This window comes from Frigoribacterium sp. AC512 (genome assembly GCF_979258295.1).
Window position 1 is genome coordinate 351,340 of sequence record NZ_OZ409850.1, and the last position, 16,879, is coordinate 368,218.

A 16,879-nucleotide genomic window follows, 5' to 3' on the forward strand; every position below is an offset into this window, starting at 1 on the left:
TCCGGCAGCGTCGTTCCCGGCCGTCTGCCACCTGCCGCCTGTTCCCCCTGACGCCGCCGAGTGAACGGAACACCTCGTCGTTCGCCGGTGTCGCGTCCACTCGGCGGTGTCCGAGCCCGGGCTGCGCAGGCCGCGCAGGGGCTTCCCGGTCAGCGGCCGATGCGGTGCTCGGCGATCAGGGCCGCGTGCGGGCGTGAGCCGGGGTCGGTGCGCGTCGTCGTCTCGAGGACGGTGAGCCCCGCTGACCCGAGCTGTGCGGCGAGCTCGTCGACCGGCCAGCGCCAGGCAGTCACGACCGCGTGGTCGAACGGCTCGAGCGCCGACGCCTCGAAGAACCCCACGAGGAGGCGCCCGCCCGGCCGCAGGACGCGCGCGATCTCGCGCAACGGCTCCCCGATCGCGTCCGGAGCGTGGTGGATCAGCGAGTACCACGCGAGCACCCCGCCCAGGCTCCCGTCGGCGGCACGCAGGTGCTCCGCCGAGTCGACCTCGTAGCGGACGCCCGGGTGCGTGCGTCGGGCGTGCTGCACGAACGCGGGCACGGGGTCGGCTCCGGACACGTCGAGCCCGCCGCGCCGCGCGAGCAACGCCGTCCAGTGGCCCGGACCGCATCCGAGGTCGAGCACGGGGCCGTCGAGGCCCCCGGCCCAGCGGGTGACGAGGTCGAGGTCGTCGGGGTGCACCGTGCTCATCGAGCCGAGCGCTGCCGCGTACTCGCCGGCGCGTTCGGCGTAGGCCGCACGGACGGCGTCCGCACCCGCACCCGCGCCCGCCTCGGCGTCGGTGCCCGCGTCGGGCTCACGCGGGGGCCCACTATGCGGTAGCTGCACACCGACCATCATCGCGCGCCGTCTCCACCCCGCGGACCCACGCGCACCCTCCGGTGTGCGCGCGTTCGCGGGGTCCGGTCGTCGCGCGTGCCGTGCGCGCCGTGCGCGCCGCGGCCGCAGAGCGAGCTGCACCCTCAGACCCGCACTGCACCGCGCGATCAGGGGGCGTAGTGCGGGTTCAGGGGTGTAGCTCGCGCCCGGGGAGACGCGTGCGGCGGCTGCAGCCGCCGCGCGTGCAGCGCGTGCAGCCGCGCTCACCCCACGCGACGGCCGTCCACGAGGTGCACGACGTCGATGCCCGGCCCGCGCAGCGCGTGGTCGTGGGTCGCCTCGACGACGGTGGCCCCGCGGGCGAGCTCGGCGTCGACGGCTGCTCGGATCAGGGCTGTGGCGGAGGCGTCGACCCCGGCCGTCGGCTCGTCGAGCAGCAGCAGGTCGGCCCGGCGTGCGAGCCCCTGAGCCACGAGCACGCGCTGCCGCTGCCCGCCCGACAACGCCGCCAGCGGACGCCGTGCCAGGTCGGCGACGTCGAGCGCCTCGAGGCAGTCGTCCACCACGGCACGGTCCCGCCGCCCGAGCGGCCGCCACGGACCGAGTGACGCCCACCGACCCATCGACACGGTCTCCCGCACGGTGATCGGCAGCCGGTCGGTGACCGCGCTCCGCTGCACGACGAACGCCGTCGTGCCCGATGCAGGCACGTCGACCTGCCCCTCCAGGTCGCGGTGGGTGCCGGCGAGCACGCCCAGCAGCGTCGACTTGCCCGAGCCGTTCGGCCCGACGAGCACGGTCAGGCGCCCGGCACGCACCTCCAGGTCGACGCCCTGCAGGGCGGTGCGTCCGTCGTGGCGGGCGCTGACGCCGAGGAGGCGCGCGACCGTCCCCGAGACCCGTCCGGCGCGGCCGGGGGTGAGGTCATGGGCGGGCGTGAGGGCAGGGTCGGTGGCGGCGGCGAGGTCGCGGGCGGCCGCCGCGGGCGGCGCGAGGGGTCCCGGTGCGATGTCCATGCCCTGATCATACTGATAATCGTTTTCATGTATGGTCGTGCCTCGTGACCTTCCTCCTCGACCCGTTCAGCACGGCGTTCATGCTCAGGGCCCTCGTCGGCGGCGTGCTCGTCGCCGTGCTCTGCGGCGTCGTCGGCACCTGGGTCGTCGTCCGCGGCATGGCGTTCCTCGGCGAGGCCATGGCGCACGGAGTCCTGCCCGGCGTCGCCCTGGCGGCGCTCCTCGGGCTGCCCGCCGTGCTCGGCGCCGCCGTCAGCGCCGCCGTGATGACGGCCGGCGTCGGGCTCGTCACGCGACGATCGCGGGTCTCTCCCGACACCGCCATCGGCCTGCTCTACGTCGCGATGCTCAGCGTGGGCGTCGTGATCGTCTCCCGCTCGCGCTCGTTCGCCACCGACCTCACGGCCGTGCTGTTCGGCGACGTGCTGGCCGTCGACCAGGGCGACCTCGTGTTCATCGCCGTCGCGGTCGTCGTCGGGGTCGTGGTCACGGCCGCGTTCCACCGCCCCTTCGTGGCCCTCGCCTTCGACCCCCGGGTCGCGAGCACGTCCGGCCTCCGCCCGGGGCTCGCCCACGTCGTGCTGGTGGGGCTCGTCACCCTCGTCGTCGTCGCCTCGTACCAGGCGGTCGGCAGCCTCCTCGTCGTGGGCCTCCTGATCGCCCCGGCCGTGGCCGCCGCCCAGTGGACCCGTCGCATCCCCACCACCATGGCCGCCGCCGCTCTCGTCGGTGCCCTGGCCGTGCTCGTCGGGCTGCTCGTCTCGTGGCACGCCTCGACGGCGGCGGGCGCGAGCATCGCCGCGTGCGCCGTGGCGCTGGCCGGGCTGTCGGCCGCAGCGCGTGCCGTGGTCGGAGACCGCGCCTCCTCGGCATCGACGTCCGACGCGACCGCCGGGGCGACGGCGTCCGCGCTCGTCGACTCCGTCGCCGCCCACCCCGCACCTGACCGCCCGACCCTCGACTTCGCGCCCGCGGCGCGACAGGAAGCGACCCCGCACTCGTGACCAGAAGAAGCACAGCCCTCCTCCCCGCCGCCCTCGTCGCGCTGCTCGCCCTCTCGGCCTGTAGCCCCGGCTCCGCCGACGACGCCGATGACGCCGGCACGACCGACGCCGGCGCGACCGACGCCGGCACGACCGGTGCCGACGAGACCGCCGTCCCGCACGGGTACGTCGAGGGAGCCCGCGAGCTCCAGGAGCCGCAGCTCCGCCTCGTCGCCCTCGACGGCGACGTGCTGAGCGCCCTCGACCCTGCCTCGGGCGACATCGTCGAGCTGGCGTCCGGGGGCTCGCTCGGCGACGCCTCCTCGCTCACGACCGACGGCCGGCACCTCTTCGCGGCGACCCCGGACGGGCGGCTCACCGTCGTCGACGGCGGCGCCTGGACGGTGCCCCACGGTGACCACTCGCACTACTACCTCGCGGATCCCCGGGTCGTCGCCGAGCCCGAGGACCTGGCCGACCTCGGCGTCGAGACCGGCACCGGCAGCGGCAGCGGCGCCGGCAGCGGCTCCGACGAGGCCGGTGCGTCCGAGGGCGGTCCGCAGGAGGTGCGGGCCGCCTCCAGCGCCTCCCTCACCGCCGCGTCCTGGCCGGCCACCGGCGCGGGGCTCGTGCTCGACGGCGACGCCCTGGCCGACGGCGAGCTCGACGTGGTCGGCCGGACCGAGGGGACGCCGCACGACGGCGTGCTCGTGCCGCTCGGCGACCAGCTGATCGCGAGCGTCGTCGGCGACGGAGCCGACGCCTCCGGGCCGGCCTCGCCCGTGCTCGCCGACACGGTCGTCGTCACGACCGCCGAGGGCGAGCCCGTCGACGGCCTCGAGGAGCCCTGCCCCGCCCTCCGAGGCTCGGCAGCGACCCGCGTCGGCGTCGTCGTCGGCTGCGCCGACGGCGCCGTGCTCGCCACCGCCGACAGCGTCGGCGACGTGACGCTCGAGCGCATCCCGTACCCGGTCGGGACGGCCGCGTCGGACGTGGCCACCTCGTTCCAGGCGCGTCCCGGACGCCCGGCCGTCGCCTCCGTCGCCGGCACCCGCGGTGCCTGGCTGCTCGACACGCGGGCCCGCAGCTGGACGCTGATCGAGACCCCGGAGCCGCTCCTGCGAGCGACGGCCGTCGGCGACTCCGACGACACGGTCGTGGCGGTCGACACCTCCGGACGCGTGGTGGTCCTCTCGCCCGAGGGCGTGCTCGCCCGGACCGAGCCGCTGGTCGCCGCCGACCTCGTCGCCGGAGCCGACGGGCCCGAGCTGCCCGCGGGCGTCGTGCTCGAGGTCGACGCGTCGCGCAGCTACGTGAACTCGCCGTCGGCGGGAGTCGTGCACGAGATCGACCACGCCGACTCGGCGCGGGTAGCCCGCACGCTGCCGCTGCCCGGCCGCCTGGTCGTGGAGACGGGTCGATGAGCCGCGCGCGCCTCCTCGCCGGTTCCGCCGCCGCGCCCGCGCCCGCCCCCCTCCGGCACCCCAGAGTGGACGGAACACCCCGTCATTCCGGGGTGCATGGTCCACTCGGGGGTGTCAGACCCGGGCGACCCGCACGGGCAACAGCAACCGCGGCAGCCGCCGCCGCCGCCCTCGCCGTGCTGCTCGTCACGAGCGGCTGCTCGGCCCTCGCCGACGGCGGCACCGGCGGCCCCGCCGGCACAGGCGGCGCGGCCGCCGGCACCCCGCGCGTCGTCGTCACGACGAACATCCTCGGCGACGTCGTCGGCGAGCTGATCGGCGACCAGGCCGACGTCGTCACCCTGATGCCCCCGGGAGCCGACCCGCACAGCGTCGAGATCTCGGCCCGTGAGGCCGCCGACCTCCGCGACGCCGACCTGGTCGTCTCGAACGGCCTCGGCCTCGAGGAGGGCCTGCAGCAGCACGTCGACTCCGCCGCCGCGGCGGGCGTGCCCGTCGTCGAGGCCGGGGACCTGATCGAGCCCCTGGCCTACGCCGAGGGAGACGCCGAGGGCGAGCTCGACCCGCACTTCTGGACCGACCCGCAGCGGATGCTCGACGTCGTCGACGGGCTCGAGCGCGAGCTGGCGACGCAGGTGGACGGCCTCGACGCCGGTGCGCTCGAGTCGGCCGCCGCCTCCTACCGGGGCCAGCTCGAGCAGCTCGACGCCGACCTCGAGGCGAGCTTCGGCGCGATCCCCGCCGAGCGTCGTGCGCTCGTCACGAACCACCACGTCTTCGGCTACCTCGCCGAGCGGTACGGGTTCCGCGTCGTCGGGGCCGTGCTGCCGAGCGGCACGACGCTGGCGGCGCCGAGCGCGTCCGACCTCGCCGGGCTCACCGACGCGATCGAGGAGGCGGGGGTCGCGACGATCTTCGCCGACGCCTCCCAGCCGGACCGCCTCGTGCAGGTCCTCGCCGACGAGGCCGACGTCGAGGTCGACGTCGTCGCCCTGCACACCGAGTCGCTCAGCGCCCCCGGCGGGGGAGCCGAGACCTACCTCGAGATGATGCGCTCGAACGAGCAGCTCATCGCGACCGGCCTGTCGCCCTGACCGGCCCGCACCACCCCCATCACCGAACACGGAAACGGATCACATGACCCAGCGACACCAGATCTCGCGACACCAGACCAGGGCCCTCGCGGGCCTCGCCCTCGCCGCCTCGGCCGCGCTCGCCCTCACGGCGTGCTCGAGTGCAGGAGGCGCGGGGGGCGACGGCGCGACCGGCGCGGCCTCCGGGGCGGGCGCGACCACCGCCTCCTCGGCGCAGCCCCGCATCGCGGCCACCTACGACGGCGGGGTGCTCGTGCTCGACGCGACCACCCTCGAGACCGTGGCCGACATCGAGCTGGCCGGCTTCAACCGGGTCAACCCGGCCGGTGACGGACGGCACGTGCTCGTCTCGACCGAGGAGGGGTTCCAGGTGCTCGACACCGGGGCCTGGACCGCCGACGGGACGTCGGCAGAGTCCGTTCACTACACCGCCGAGCCCGAGCTCACCGACCTCGTGTTCGAGGCGCCGACGCCCGGCCACGTCGTGCGCCACGGCGACAAGACGATCCTGTTCTCGGACGGCACCGGCGACACCACCGTCTTCGACACCGCCGACCTGCTCGACGTCTCGTCGACCGGCGAGCTGCCGGCGACCGAGACGATCTCGTCGCCGGAGGCCCACCACGGCGTCTCGATCGAGCTCGAGGACGGCACCCTGCTGACGACGATCGGCGACTCGGAGTCCCGGGTCGGCGTGCGCGCGCTCGACGCCTCGGGCGAGGAGACCGCGCGCAGCGAGGAGTGCCCCTCCGTGCACGGCGAGGGCACCACGGCCGACGAGGTCGCGGTGTTCGGCTGCAGCGACGGCGTCCTCCTGTACGACGACGGCGCGTTCACGAAGATCGCCGCCGCGGACGAGTACGGCCGCACCGGCAACGCCTACGTCACCGACTCGTCGCCCGTCATGCTCGGCGACTACAACAGCGACCCCGACTCCGAGGGCTACGAGCTGACGCAGCTCACCATGGTCGACACGGCCGCCGCCAGCTCGCAGGTGCTCGACTTGCCCGACGGCGTGGCGTACACCTGGAAGGGCGTCGGCCGCACCGCGGACGACGACGCGCTCGTGCTCGGCACCGACGGAGCGCTGCACGTGCTCGACGTCGCCGCCGGTTCCTTCGGGGCGTCCTTCCCCGTGATCGAGGCGTGGGAGGGGCCCGCCGAGTGGCAGGACTCGCACCCGAGCCTCTCGGTCGTCGGCGACACCGCGTACGTGACCGACCCGGCGTCGGGCTCGATCCACGCGGTCGACGTCGCGACCGGCGAGGTCACGGCCACGGGCGACCTCGGCGTCGCGGCCAACGAGATCGCGGTCGTCACCGGCTAGCCCGGGCTCTCCCCGTTCAGGAAGATCTGTCCTGAGTCGCGCAACGGGGGGAGCAGGAGTCCTGAGTCGTGCACAGTTCAGGAGGCGCGGGCCCGCACCTCCTGAACGGTGACGGTGCCGAGTCGGTCCCGTCTCTGTCCCGTCGCCGCGCGGCGAGACGACAGAAAAGGTCCTTTCCCAGAAGGGAAAGGACCTTTTCTGACGGTTCATGACCGAGCGGAGGGAGAACCCCGCCCCGCGCCGGAGCGCAGAGCGGGGCCCCACCGGGAACACCGGCCCACGTGCAGGGTCGGGGCCGGTGTCGTCGTCACTCGGGTGAGGGCGGACCCTACTCGGTGGCGACGGTGATCTTCGCGACGCCGACGAGCATCTCGTCCTGGACGGCGTCGGTGTTGAAGGTCTGGTTCAGCAGGCCGGCGGCGTCGGGGCTGATGTGGACGGTGGTGCCCTCGAGGACGGCGTTGGTGCCTTCCATCTGGAGGGGCTTGAGCGAGCCGCCGTAGAGGTTGAAGAGGTAGGCGTCTTCTGCGGCGACGGTGCCGTTGGCGGTGACGGTGCCGTAGAGCTTGCTCTCGCCCGGGTCGATGCGGAAGTCGGTGAGCTCGACGACGGTGCCGTCGGCGGCGGTCAGGGACAGGCCGGAGCCGTCGTGGTCGATCTCGCCCTGGACGTAGGGGCGCACGTCGGAGGAGGGGTCGTAGTAGTCGACGTTGCCGCCGGTGATGGGGAAGGAGAAGGTGCCGGTGGTGGCGTCGAATCCGGCGGTGCCGACGACTCCGGGGGTGAGGCCGAGGCTGGTGAGGGCCTCGACGAAGGACGCGTCGACGGCGACCTGGGTGTCGACGCCCTTGCTGAGGTCGGGGAGCGAGGCGACGGGCTCGGTGCTGGCGGCCGACGAGGACGACGACGGGGCAGCGGAGGACGACGAGCCGGTGCCGGCGTCGGTCGAGGAGCAGGCGGCGAGGCTGAAGATGAGGGCGCCGGAGGCGACGATGCCGAAGGCGGACTTGGTGATGGTCTTGCGCGAGATGTTCATGGGTTTCTCCTTGTCTGTGGTTCCCGGTGGGGAGTTGACAGGGGTTCGCCACCCTCGCTGGATGAGATTGGTGCGTTACCTGACTGTTACCGAGGAGGTGGTGGCCACGTCGGGGGGACGGGGCTCGCGCCTCCTCGGCCCGCTGTCTCGACGTCAGCGGTCAGGAATCGAGCGTGCACGGGTCCTGAGTCGTGCACAGGTCAGGACGAACGGGTCCTGAGTTGCGCGACCCAGGACCCATCTTCCTGAATGACGAGAGACGCAGCCGGGTCAGCGCAGGTCGAGCCAGGCGACCTGCTCGTCCGAGAGCGAGACGCTGAGGCCGCGCATCGACGACCGCGCCTCCGAGATGGTGCGCGGACCGAACAGCGGGAACGTCGGGAACGGCTGGTGCAGCACGTACGCCAGGGCGATCGCCGTCGCCGCGACGCCGTGCTCGGCTCCGAGCTGTTCCGCGCGGCGCAGGCGCTCGAAGTTGTCGTCGCTGTAGTAGCAGCGCACGAGCTCCGCGTCGGTGAGGTCGTCGGGGCGGGCCCGGCCCGTGAAGAAGCCGCGCGCCTGCGACGACCATGGCAGCAGCGGGATCTGGCGCTGCTCGAGCCACTGCTTCGACTCGGGGTCGGTGACGTGCTCGCACCCGGCCCACGGCACGTCGTAGGCCTCGGCGAGGCCGAAGTGGTTCGAGAGCACCGAGAACTCGGCGCGGCCGTGGGCGCGGGCGTACTCGTTCGCCTCGTCGACACGGGCGGGGGTCCAGTTCGAGCCGCCGTAGACGCGGATGCGCCCGGCCCGGCGGTGCTCGTCGAGCACGTCGACGAACTCGCCCACGGGCACGTCGGTGTTGTCCCTGTGCATCATGTAGATGTCGGCGTGGTCGGTGCCCTGGCGGTCGAGGCTCTCGAGCAGCTGGCGGGTGAGCGACTCGGGGTCGCAGTAGGGCGTGTGCGCGCCCTTCGTGATGACGACGACGTCGTCGCGGATGCCGCGGTTCGCGATCCAGCGGCCGAGCCGCGCCTCCATCTCGCCGTCGCCGTAGAGCCAGCCGGTGTCGAACGCGTTGCCGCCCTGGCTGACGAAGTGGTCGAAGATCGAGGAGGCGTGCGCCAGGTCCTGCTGGTTGTCCACTCCCATGACCAGTCGCGACACCTTCTTGCCGACCCCGGCGATCTCGCCGTAGACCATCGGGGCGTCGGGGGAGACGGTGAGCGGGCGGCCGGTGACGGTGGGGATGTCGACGTCCTCGCGCTCGAACGGGTAGCGCAGGCCGATCGCGGCACGCCACTGGTCGAGCACGCGGGCGGTGCCGACGCTGTCGTCGAGGCTGATCTCGGCGGCCTCGCCGGTGCCGTCGCGCAGGGCGGCGATCGTCGCGGCGGCCTCGAGGCCGTAGGGCTGTGCCCCGGGGAACGACAGGGTGCGCGTCTCGCCGTCGACGGTGCGGACGGTCAGCTCCGCGTCGTCGCCGAACCACGGGTCGGTGAGCACGACGCTGCCGAGCGAGCCGGTGATCGTCGCGATGTTGGCGTCGTCGACGCGGACGCCGCACCGCACGGCCGCGGTCACGCCGTCGCCGAAGTCGAGCTGGGCCAGGGTCCACTCGTCGACGCCGGTGGGGCCGAGCGTGCCCTTGGCGGTCACGGCGAGGGGCTCGGCGAACGCGCGGCCGCGAGCGGCCCCGACGACGGCGCGCGCCAGCGAGACGGGGTAGCCGCCCACGTCGAGGATCCCGCCGCCGGCCGTGTCGACGTCGAACAGGCGGCCCTCACGCTCGGAGGCCGCGAACGAGAACGCGGCGTCGACGTGCACGAGCTCGCCGATCGCGCCGTCGCGGACGAGCTCGAGCAGGGCCCGCGTCTGCGGGTGGAACCGGTACATGACCGCCTCGACGAGGGTCGCCCCGGCCTGGCGAGCCTCGTCGGCGACGGCCATCGTGGTGCCCGCGTTCGGCGACAGCGGCTTCTCGCAGAGCACGGCCTTGCCGGCGGCGACAGCGTCGAGCACGAGGCGAGCGTGGGTGGTGTGCACCGTCGCCACGTAGACGGCGTCGATCGTCGGGTCGGCGAGGACCTCGGCGTACGTCCCGGTGCGGACGACCGCGGTGGAGGCGCCCGCGGCGCCCTCCGCGCGGGGCGCCTCGCCGGCGGGCGCCGCGCCCTGCTCGACGGCGAACGTCGCGAGCTCGGCGGCGCGCCCCGCGTCGGTGCTGCCGACCGCGGCGAGCACCCCGCCCGACGAGGGCAGCTGCGAGACGAACTTCCGGGCGATCGAGCCGGCGCCGAGCACGGCCCAGCGGGCGGCGGCGCCCGGCTCGGCCAGACGGTCGGAGGTCGAGGAGGCAGCGAGGGTCGAGGAGGCGGCGAGGGTCGAGGAGGCGGCGGTCGCGTCGGCGGGAGTTCGGAGGGGAGACATCGGTGTCCTTCACGGGGTCGGCGAGCACCCGGCGAGCGAGCGGGCGGTCGCGGGGCCGTGCAGTCGAGCGAGCGAGCGACCGTGAACGTTCACGGCCATCGACGACGCTACCAGTAACCTCAGGGGGTGACGACTGCCGGCCCCCGCCTCCCTCGCCCTGCCACGATCCTCGACGTGGCCCGGGTCGCCGGTGTCTCGCGCCAGACGGTGACCCGTTCGCTCAACGGCCTGCCCGACGTCAGCGCGGCGACGCGCGAACGCGTCGTGCAGGCGGCCCGCGAGCTGAACTACCGGCCGAACCGTGCGGCCCAGGGCCTGGTCAAGGGCCGGCAGGTGACGGTCGGACTCGTGCTCGACGACCTCCGCAACCCCTACTACCCGGAGGTCGCGTCGGAGTTCAGCCGGGCCGCGACCGCACGCGGCTGGGGCGTGCTGCTCTGCGACCTCGGGCACGACGCCTCCGTGGCCCGGGAGAGCCTCGCGTCCCTGGTGCCGCGCGTCGACGTGCTCGTCTCGCTCATGCCGCTCGGCGACCTGCGCGAGCAGGTCGCGGGAGTCCCGACGGTCGAGGTCGACACCGATCCCGACGGAGGCGCCCAGGGCGTCATCGAGATCGAGACACGGACGGCCGTGCGCAGCGCCCTCGACCACCTCAGGGCGGCGGGCCGCAGCCGGGTCGCGATGATCGACTCCGGCGTGGAGGGCTCGGGGCGGGCCCTCGCCTACCGCGAGTACCTCGCCGAGCACGGCCTGGCGTGGAGCCCCGCCTCGGAGGTGCGGGTCGAGCAGACGCACGCCGACGGGGTGCGGGCGGTCGCGGAGCTGCTCCGGGCGTACCCGGACGCCGACGCCCTGCTCGCCTTCAACGACGTGCTCGCGATCGGGGCGCTCAAGGGCCTCGCGCGGCTCGGCGTCGTCGTGCCGGACGACGTCGCCGTCGTCGGCATGGACGGGCTCGACCTCGGCTCGCTCGTCACCCCGGAGCTGACGACGCTCTCGATCGACAAGGCCGAGCTGGCGCGCGTCGCGGTCGAGGTCGTGGCCGACATGCTCGCCGGCGCGGAGCCGCCGCGGCGCCGCGTCGCGCGCACGCTGCTGCTCCGCGAGTCCGCGTAGCGCGCCGCGCACTCGCCGCGCCGGCGTAGCGCGTCGCGCACTCGCCGCGCCCCGCGCCCCGCGCCCGGCACGCCGAACACCCCCGAGTGGACGAAGCACCCCGTAGTTCCGGGGTGTTCCGTCCACTCCGGGGTGTTCCAGGCGGGCGACGGGTGGCTCGCGGCAGCCCGCCCTCCCGCTCGGATCCCGCGCCCGCACCCCGTGCGCCCCGCCTGCCCCGCGCGCCCCGCGCGCCCGTCGCGCCCCCTCATCGTCCCGTGGGCGATGAACCGCGAACCGAACCATGAACCGCGAAAGAACGCGGTTCATGGTTCGGAACGCGGTTCGAGGTGACGCAGCGAGCCGAGCCGGCCGCCGCCGCCGCCGGAGGCCGGCTACTCGTCGCCGAGGGCGCCGGGGCGGCGGCGGCGCAGCGTCAGCCACGCACCGACCGCGATCAGCAGGAGCGCCGTGCCGGCGATGCCGACCCAGGCGTCCGAGCCGGTGAAGGCGAGGCCGTCGCGGCCGGCCACGGCGGCCGCGCCGCCCGACCCGCCGCCGACGCCTGCGCCCGCGCCCGGAGTGCCGCCGCCCGGCGTGCCCGCACCCGGTGTACCGCCGCCCGGAGTGCCCGCACCCGGCGTGCCGCCGCCCGGGGTGCCCCCGCCCGGCGTACCGGGGTCACCGGGGTCGCCCGGCCCCGCGGCGGCGAGCACCGTCAGCGTCGCCCGAGCGAGCTGCGCGCCGCCCTCGAGCTCGACGACGTGCGCCCCCGGCTCGAGGTCGGCCGGCACGACGAACCGCAGCACGCCCACCCCGGCGACGGTCGCGGTCGTGTCGCCGATCGACTGCGGCTCGGAGAAGATCGTCCCGGCGAGCTCCTCGCCCGCGACGAAGCCGGTCGCCGTGATCGACACCGTGTCGCCCGGCCGTGCCGTGGCCGGCGAGAGCGTGCCCGGCACGACCGTCTTGGCCGGCTCGACGACGCCGAGGTCGACGCCCAGCACGGTCGCGAGGCGCGCGAGCGCCACGTCGGGCAGCCCGCGCTGCAACGCGTTCTCCGCGTCGGCGGTCAGCGCCGCCGCGCCGACGCCCGCGGGCCCGGTGGCGGCCGTCCCGTCGACCATCGCGTCCTGCGCGAGGTCGCGGGCGACAGACACGAGGTCGTCGGCCGCGCCCATCGAGTCGAGGTCGGTCCCCGAGAACGGGCCGACCGCCTCGACCAGCGAGCGGAGGAGGCGCGTGACGGCCTCGGCGTCCCCGCCTGCCACCGTCCCGTCCGCCGCCCAGACGTCGCCGTCGAGCACGTCCTGCACGCCGTCGCGGGCCGCGCCCGCGGGCAGCGACGCGACGAGCGCTTCCAGCCGGTCGCGCGCGCCGTCGGTGCGCAGGCCCCAGCCGTACGGGTACAGCGGCGAGTAGTCGGCGTCGCCCACGTTGATCGGCACCTGGTCGGCGCTGGCCGCCCAGGTCACGGGCAGGCGCCCGGCGAAGGGCAGGCGGCCGAAGAGCACGTCGGCCACGCCGGCGCCCTCGGAGCCCGGCAGCGACGACGCGACCACCGCGTCGGCGAGCCCGACGACGTCGCCGAGCAGCTGCGGGCGGCCCGACACGACGAGCACGACGCACGACGAGGTCGCCGCGCAGACCTTCTCGACGACGGCCTGGTCGGCCGGCGTGAGCGACAGGCTCGAGCCGTTGTTGCCGACGTCGCCCTGTCCCTCCGCGTAGGGCCGTTCGCCGACGACCACGACGCCGGTCTGGTCCGAGCGGATCGGCTCAGTGGCGCCGGGGCTCACCGTGACGGTCGCGCCGGGCGCGACCTCGCGGATGCCCTCGGCGATGCTCGTGCCGGTCGTCGTGTCGCCCGACCCGCCCTGCCAGCTGATCGTCCAGCCGCCCATCTGGCGACCGAGGTCGTCGGCGCTGGAGCCGGCCACGTAGAGGTCGGCGTCCGCAGCCAGCGGCAGCGCGCCTCCTGCGTTCTTCAGCAGCACCTGCGACTCGGCCGCGGCCTGGCGGGCCACCGCACGGTTCGCGGCGCTGCCGACGCCGTCGACGTTGGTGCGGTCGGCGAAGGGCTGCTCGAACAGGTTCAGGTCGAACTTCTGCGTGAGGATGCGCCGCACGGCGTCGTCCACCCGCGACTGCGACACGGCGCCCGAGCCGACGGCCGCGACGATGCTGTCGATGAACGCGCCGTAGTTGTAGGGCGCCATCGCCATGTCGAGCCCGGCGTTCACCGAGCGGACGGCCTTGTCGGCGTAGCTGCCGCCCGGCAGCTTGTCGATGCCCTCCCAGTCGCTGATGAGGAACCCCTGGAACCCGAGGTCGCCCTTGAGCAGATCGTTGTTGAGCGCGGCGTTCTCGTGCATGCGCACGGGCCCGTCGCCGAGGTCGACCGCCGAGTACGACGGCATGATCGTGCCGACGCCGGCCTCGAGGGCAGGCAGGTACGGGTCGACGTGCAGCCGGGTGAAGTCCTCGAGCGACTCGGCCTCGGTGACGCCCTGGTCGATCGGGTACGCGCCGGTGCCGACGACGGACTCGTCGTACGTGGTGCCGCCGTCGCCGGCCCAGTGCTTGGCGGTGGCCAGCACCTCGTCGGCGCCGCCGATGTCGGTCGGGTCGTCGCCCTGCAGGCCGATCACCGAGGGGGCCGCGAAGGTGCGGACGAGATCCGGGTCCTCGCCGAACGACTCGTAGCTGCGGCCCCAGCGCTCGTCGCGCGAGACGCAGAGGCAGGGGGCGAAGGTCCACGGCACGCCGGTCGCGCGCACCTCCTGCGCCGTGACGCGGGCGATCTGCTCGACGAGCGCCGGGTCGCGGGTCGCGCCGAGGCCGGTGTTGTGCGGGAAGATCGTCGCCCCGACCACGTTGCTGTGGCCGTGCACGGCGTCGACGCCGTAGATCATCGGGATCTGCAGGCGGGTCGAGAGCGCCTCGCGCTGGTAGCCGTCGACCATGTCGGCCCAGGCAACGGCGGTGTTGCCCTGCGGCACCGAGCCTCCGCCGCTGAGCAGCGAGCCGAGGGCGCGTCCGCTGATGTCGCTCGGCGACGACAGTCCGAGGCGCTCGGCCTGGGCCATCTGGCCGACCTTCTCCTCGAGCGTCATCCGCCCGAGCAGGTCGGCGACGCGCTCGGCGGTCGGCAGCGACGCGTCGAGGTAGGGCAGGTCGTGCGCGCCGATCACGATGCGCGGCCCCTCGCCGACCTTGGCCGTGGTCGACGCGAGCGTCAGCTGCAGCTCCTTCGACTCGGCCGGCCCCGAGGAGGCGCGGGTCGTCACGCTGATCGTCTGGACCGTCCCCGAGGGCGAGCCGGCCGGGAACGTCGCCGTGCCCGAGGCCGCGTCGTAGTCGACGCCCTCGACCGCGGTGCCGTCGGCGGTCGCCCAGTCGACGACGACGTCGGAGGCGAGGGGCTCGTCGCCCGCCGTCGAGAGGGTGAGCGGCACCTCCGCGGTGTCGCCCGCGTCGACGAGCCAGACGTCCTGCGTCGAGTCGACGGTCACGGAGGCGGCGGTCGCGGGGGTCCCGTAGACCTGCGTGTCGTCGATCGCCCAGCCGACCGGCGCCGGAGTGCCGGGGGCGAAGGTGATCGAGTAGCCGAACGCGCTCGTCAGGTCGAGGGTGCCGTTCTTCGTCGCGTCGTCGCCGGGCTGGTAGCCCGACGGCGTGAACGACGAGAAGGGCAGCTCGACGAGCTTCCAGCGGCTGGTGCTGCTGCCCCAGTTGTCCTTGAACGTGGCGGCCCAGAGCTCGCTGGTCTCGGCGGTGTCGCCGCCGCCCGCGGGGTCGCCGTCCTTGATCTCGACCTTGAGATCGGCGCCCGCGGTGGGCGACGCGGGGTTGTTCGCCTGGGAGGCGTACCACCAGAACCGCAGGCCCTGGTAGCTCGACCAGTCCTGCGCGTCGGCCAGGTCGTGGCTGAGCCCGCCGTAGCCGCCCTCGGGGATCGAGTAGGTGCCGCTCAGCACGTGGTTGTCGGCGACGCCGGCGCGCTCCTGGGTCGTCACCTCGCGGCTGATGGTCGGCTCGAGCGGCGCGGGGGAGCCCCACGTGAAGAAGCCGACCGGGTCGGCCCCGGTCGTGAGGTCCACGTCGCCCTCGAAGTCCTCGATCATCGTCGCGCGGTCGAACACGGCGACGTCGTCGAACAGCCAGGTGCCCGCGCCGAGGGCCGTCAGGGTGACGGCGAAGCCGGTCGAGGCGGAGGGGTCGAAGCGGGCGTCGCTGGTCGGGGCCGTCTTCGAGCGGAGGTCGGCGAACAGCACGCTGACCTCCTTCCACTCCGTGCTGTCGTCGATCACGGTCTGCTCGAAGAGGGCGTCGTTGCCGTTCTTCAGCTCGTACCGCAGCGGCAGGCCGGTGGCGTTCCCCTTGAACCAGAACGAGAAGCCGTCGTGGTCGCTCCAGTCGGTGGCCGCGGTGTCGTGCGCGAAGCCGAACCAGTCCGCCTGCGTGGTGGGCCCCGCGACGACCGCGCTGAGCGCCTTCGTCCCCGACGATCCCGCACGATCGGCCGTGACGGTGCCGAGCGTCGGCGTCACCGGCCCGTTCGCGCCCCACGGGAAGTACCCGGCGGGCACGTCGCCCTCGAAGTCGTCGATCACGGTCGTGGCGCCGACGTTCGGCAGCGCGCCGGTCGGCGTCACGGTGACGGCCAGCGTCGACCGCGCCCCGAGCGTCACGGGCTCGCTCGGCTCGGACAGCGTCAGGGTGAAGGCGCGACGCGGGCTGAGGCCGCCCGTCGACAGGGTCGTGACCACTACGGAGGCGGTGGTCTCGCCGGGTGCGAAGGTCACCTCCTGGTCGACCGCCTCGAAGTCCGTGCCGGCGACGGCGGTGCCGTCGGCCGACCGGACGCGCGCGGTGACCGGCTCGGTGCTCGCGCCGGTCAGGCTGAGCCCGACGGCGAGCGGCTGCCCGGCGGCGACCGTCGCGGTCGACCGGTCGAGCGTGACGGCGCGGGTCTGCGACTCCCCGAAGACCTGCAGGCCGAAGGCCGAGTAGCCGTACCAGTGCTGGCGCGGCAGGTCCCAGGTCGCGGCCGCGCGCTGCAGCATGCTGAGCCGCACGTAGCGGGCCTCGACGGGCGCGTCGGGCGTGCCGACCGCCTCCTCGTCCCGCTCGCCGTCGCTCGTCACCGTCTTCGCGACCGTCCAGCTCGCCTCGAGGGCCGGGTCGCCCTGCGTGGTCTCGATCCGGTAGCTCGACGCGTACGACGTCTCCCAGTCGATGCCGATCGAGTCGACGCGGGAGACGCCGCCGAGGTCGACCGTGACGGAGGCGGTGAACGGGACGTCCTCGTCGGGTCCGTTGCCGCTCGCCCAGCGCGTGGTCGAGTCGCCGTCGATCAGGGCGTCGGCCGGGAACGTGCCGTCCTTGTCCGACTGCGTCGCCGAGGCGACGACCGTGCCGTACCGCGCGAGGTCGACCGGCGCGGCCGAGGCGGCGACCGCGGGCAGACCGCTCAGCAGCAGGGCCGAGACGGCGGTCAGCGCGGCGGGGCCGAGCAGGCCGCGGGCGCGGTGCCGGGAGCCGGGCGCGCGTCGCGAGGACGAGCCAGCGGTGCGAGGTGAACGAGTGCGGACAGGACCGACGGCCACGATTACTCCCTTGTAATCACGAACTGACGCGGGACAGTCCACGCCGCCACGTCGTCGTGGCC

General features: G+C 74.5%; 10 protein-coding genes. 5 read left to right on the plus strand and 5 right to left on the minus strand.

The window, feature by feature from the left end:
* Positions 1-149: 149 nt before the first annotated feature.
* Positions 150-830: a class I SAM-dependent methyltransferase gene (locus ACZZ97_RS01500; RefSeq protein WP_463472045.1), complete on the minus strand. Its 681-nt coding sequence runs from the start codon at positions 828-830 to the stop codon at positions 150-152.
* Positions 831-1,084: 254 nt separating this feature from the next.
* Complete coding sequence (gene aztA, locus ACZZ97_RS01505; protein ID WP_463472046.1) at positions 1,085-1,837, minus strand: zinc ABC transporter ATP-binding protein AztA; 753 nt, start codon at positions 1,835-1,837, stop codon at positions 1,085-1,087.
* A 44-nt stretch (positions 1,838-1,881) separates the two neighbouring features.
* Here aztA and aztB point away from each other — a divergent pair, with 44 nt between their 5' ends.
* The 4 genes from aztB (at position 1,882) to aztD (ending at position 6,665) form a co-directional block, all read left to right on the plus strand.
* Positions 1,882-2,841: a zinc ABC transporter permease AztB gene (gene aztB, locus ACZZ97_RS01510; protein ID WP_463472047.1), complete on the plus strand. Its 960-nt coding sequence runs from the start codon at positions 1,882-1,884 to the stop codon at positions 2,839-2,841.
* Entirely contained in the window at positions 2,838-4,244 is a 1,407-nt protein-coding gene (locus ACZZ97_RS01515) for an ABC transporter (RefSeq protein ID WP_463472048.1), read from the plus strand. Before aztB ends, ACZZ97_RS01515 begins: the two co-directional genes overlap by 4 nt.
* A 176-nt stretch (positions 4,245-4,420) precedes the next feature.
* A complete protein-coding gene (aztC, locus tag ACZZ97_RS01520; RefSeq protein WP_314104628.1) occupies positions 4,421-5,338 on the plus strand; it encodes a zinc ABC transporter substrate-binding protein AztC in 918 nt (305 codons plus the stop codon).
* 43 nt (positions 5,339-5,381) lie between these two features.
* Positions 5,382-6,665: a zinc metallochaperone AztD gene (gene aztD / locus ACZZ97_RS01525; RefSeq protein WP_463472049.1), complete on the plus strand. Its 1,284-nt coding sequence runs from the start codon at positions 5,382-5,384 to the stop codon at positions 6,663-6,665.
* A gap of 328 nt (positions 6,666-6,993) precedes the next feature.
* On the opposite strand, the gene ACZZ97_RS01530 is transcribed toward aztD, so the two are convergent.
* Together ACZZ97_RS01530 and ACZZ97_RS01535 are read right to left on the minus strand one after the other, a co-directional pair.
* Complete coding sequence (locus tag ACZZ97_RS01530) at positions 6,994-7,701, minus strand: hypothetical protein (protein ID WP_463472050.1); 708 nt, start codon at positions 7,699-7,701, stop codon at positions 6,994-6,996.
* 270 nt (positions 7,702-7,971) lie between these two features.
* On the minus strand, positions 7,972-10,110 hold the full coding sequence (locus ACZZ97_RS01535; protein ID WP_463472051.1) for an aldo/keto reductase: 2,139 nt from the start codon (positions 10,108-10,110) through the stop codon (positions 7,972-7,974).
* A gap of 126 nt (positions 10,111-10,236) precedes the next feature.
* Here ACZZ97_RS01535 and ACZZ97_RS01540 point away from each other — a divergent pair, with 126 nt between their 5' ends.
* Positions 10,237-11,226, plus strand: a complete 990-nt coding sequence (locus ACZZ97_RS01540; protein ID WP_463472052.1) for a LacI family DNA-binding transcriptional regulator — start codon at positions 10,237-10,239, stop codon at positions 11,224-11,226.
* A 374-nt stretch (positions 11,227-11,600) separates the two neighbouring features.
* Here the strand turns inward: ACZZ97_RS01540 and ACZZ97_RS01545 are convergent, their stop codons facing one another.
* Complete coding sequence (locus tag ACZZ97_RS01545) at positions 11,601-16,817, minus strand: glycoside hydrolase family 3 N-terminal domain-containing protein (protein WP_463472053.1); 5,217 nt, start codon at positions 16,815-16,817, stop codon at positions 11,601-11,603.
* Between the last annotated feature and the right edge of the window lie 62 nt (positions 16,818-16,879).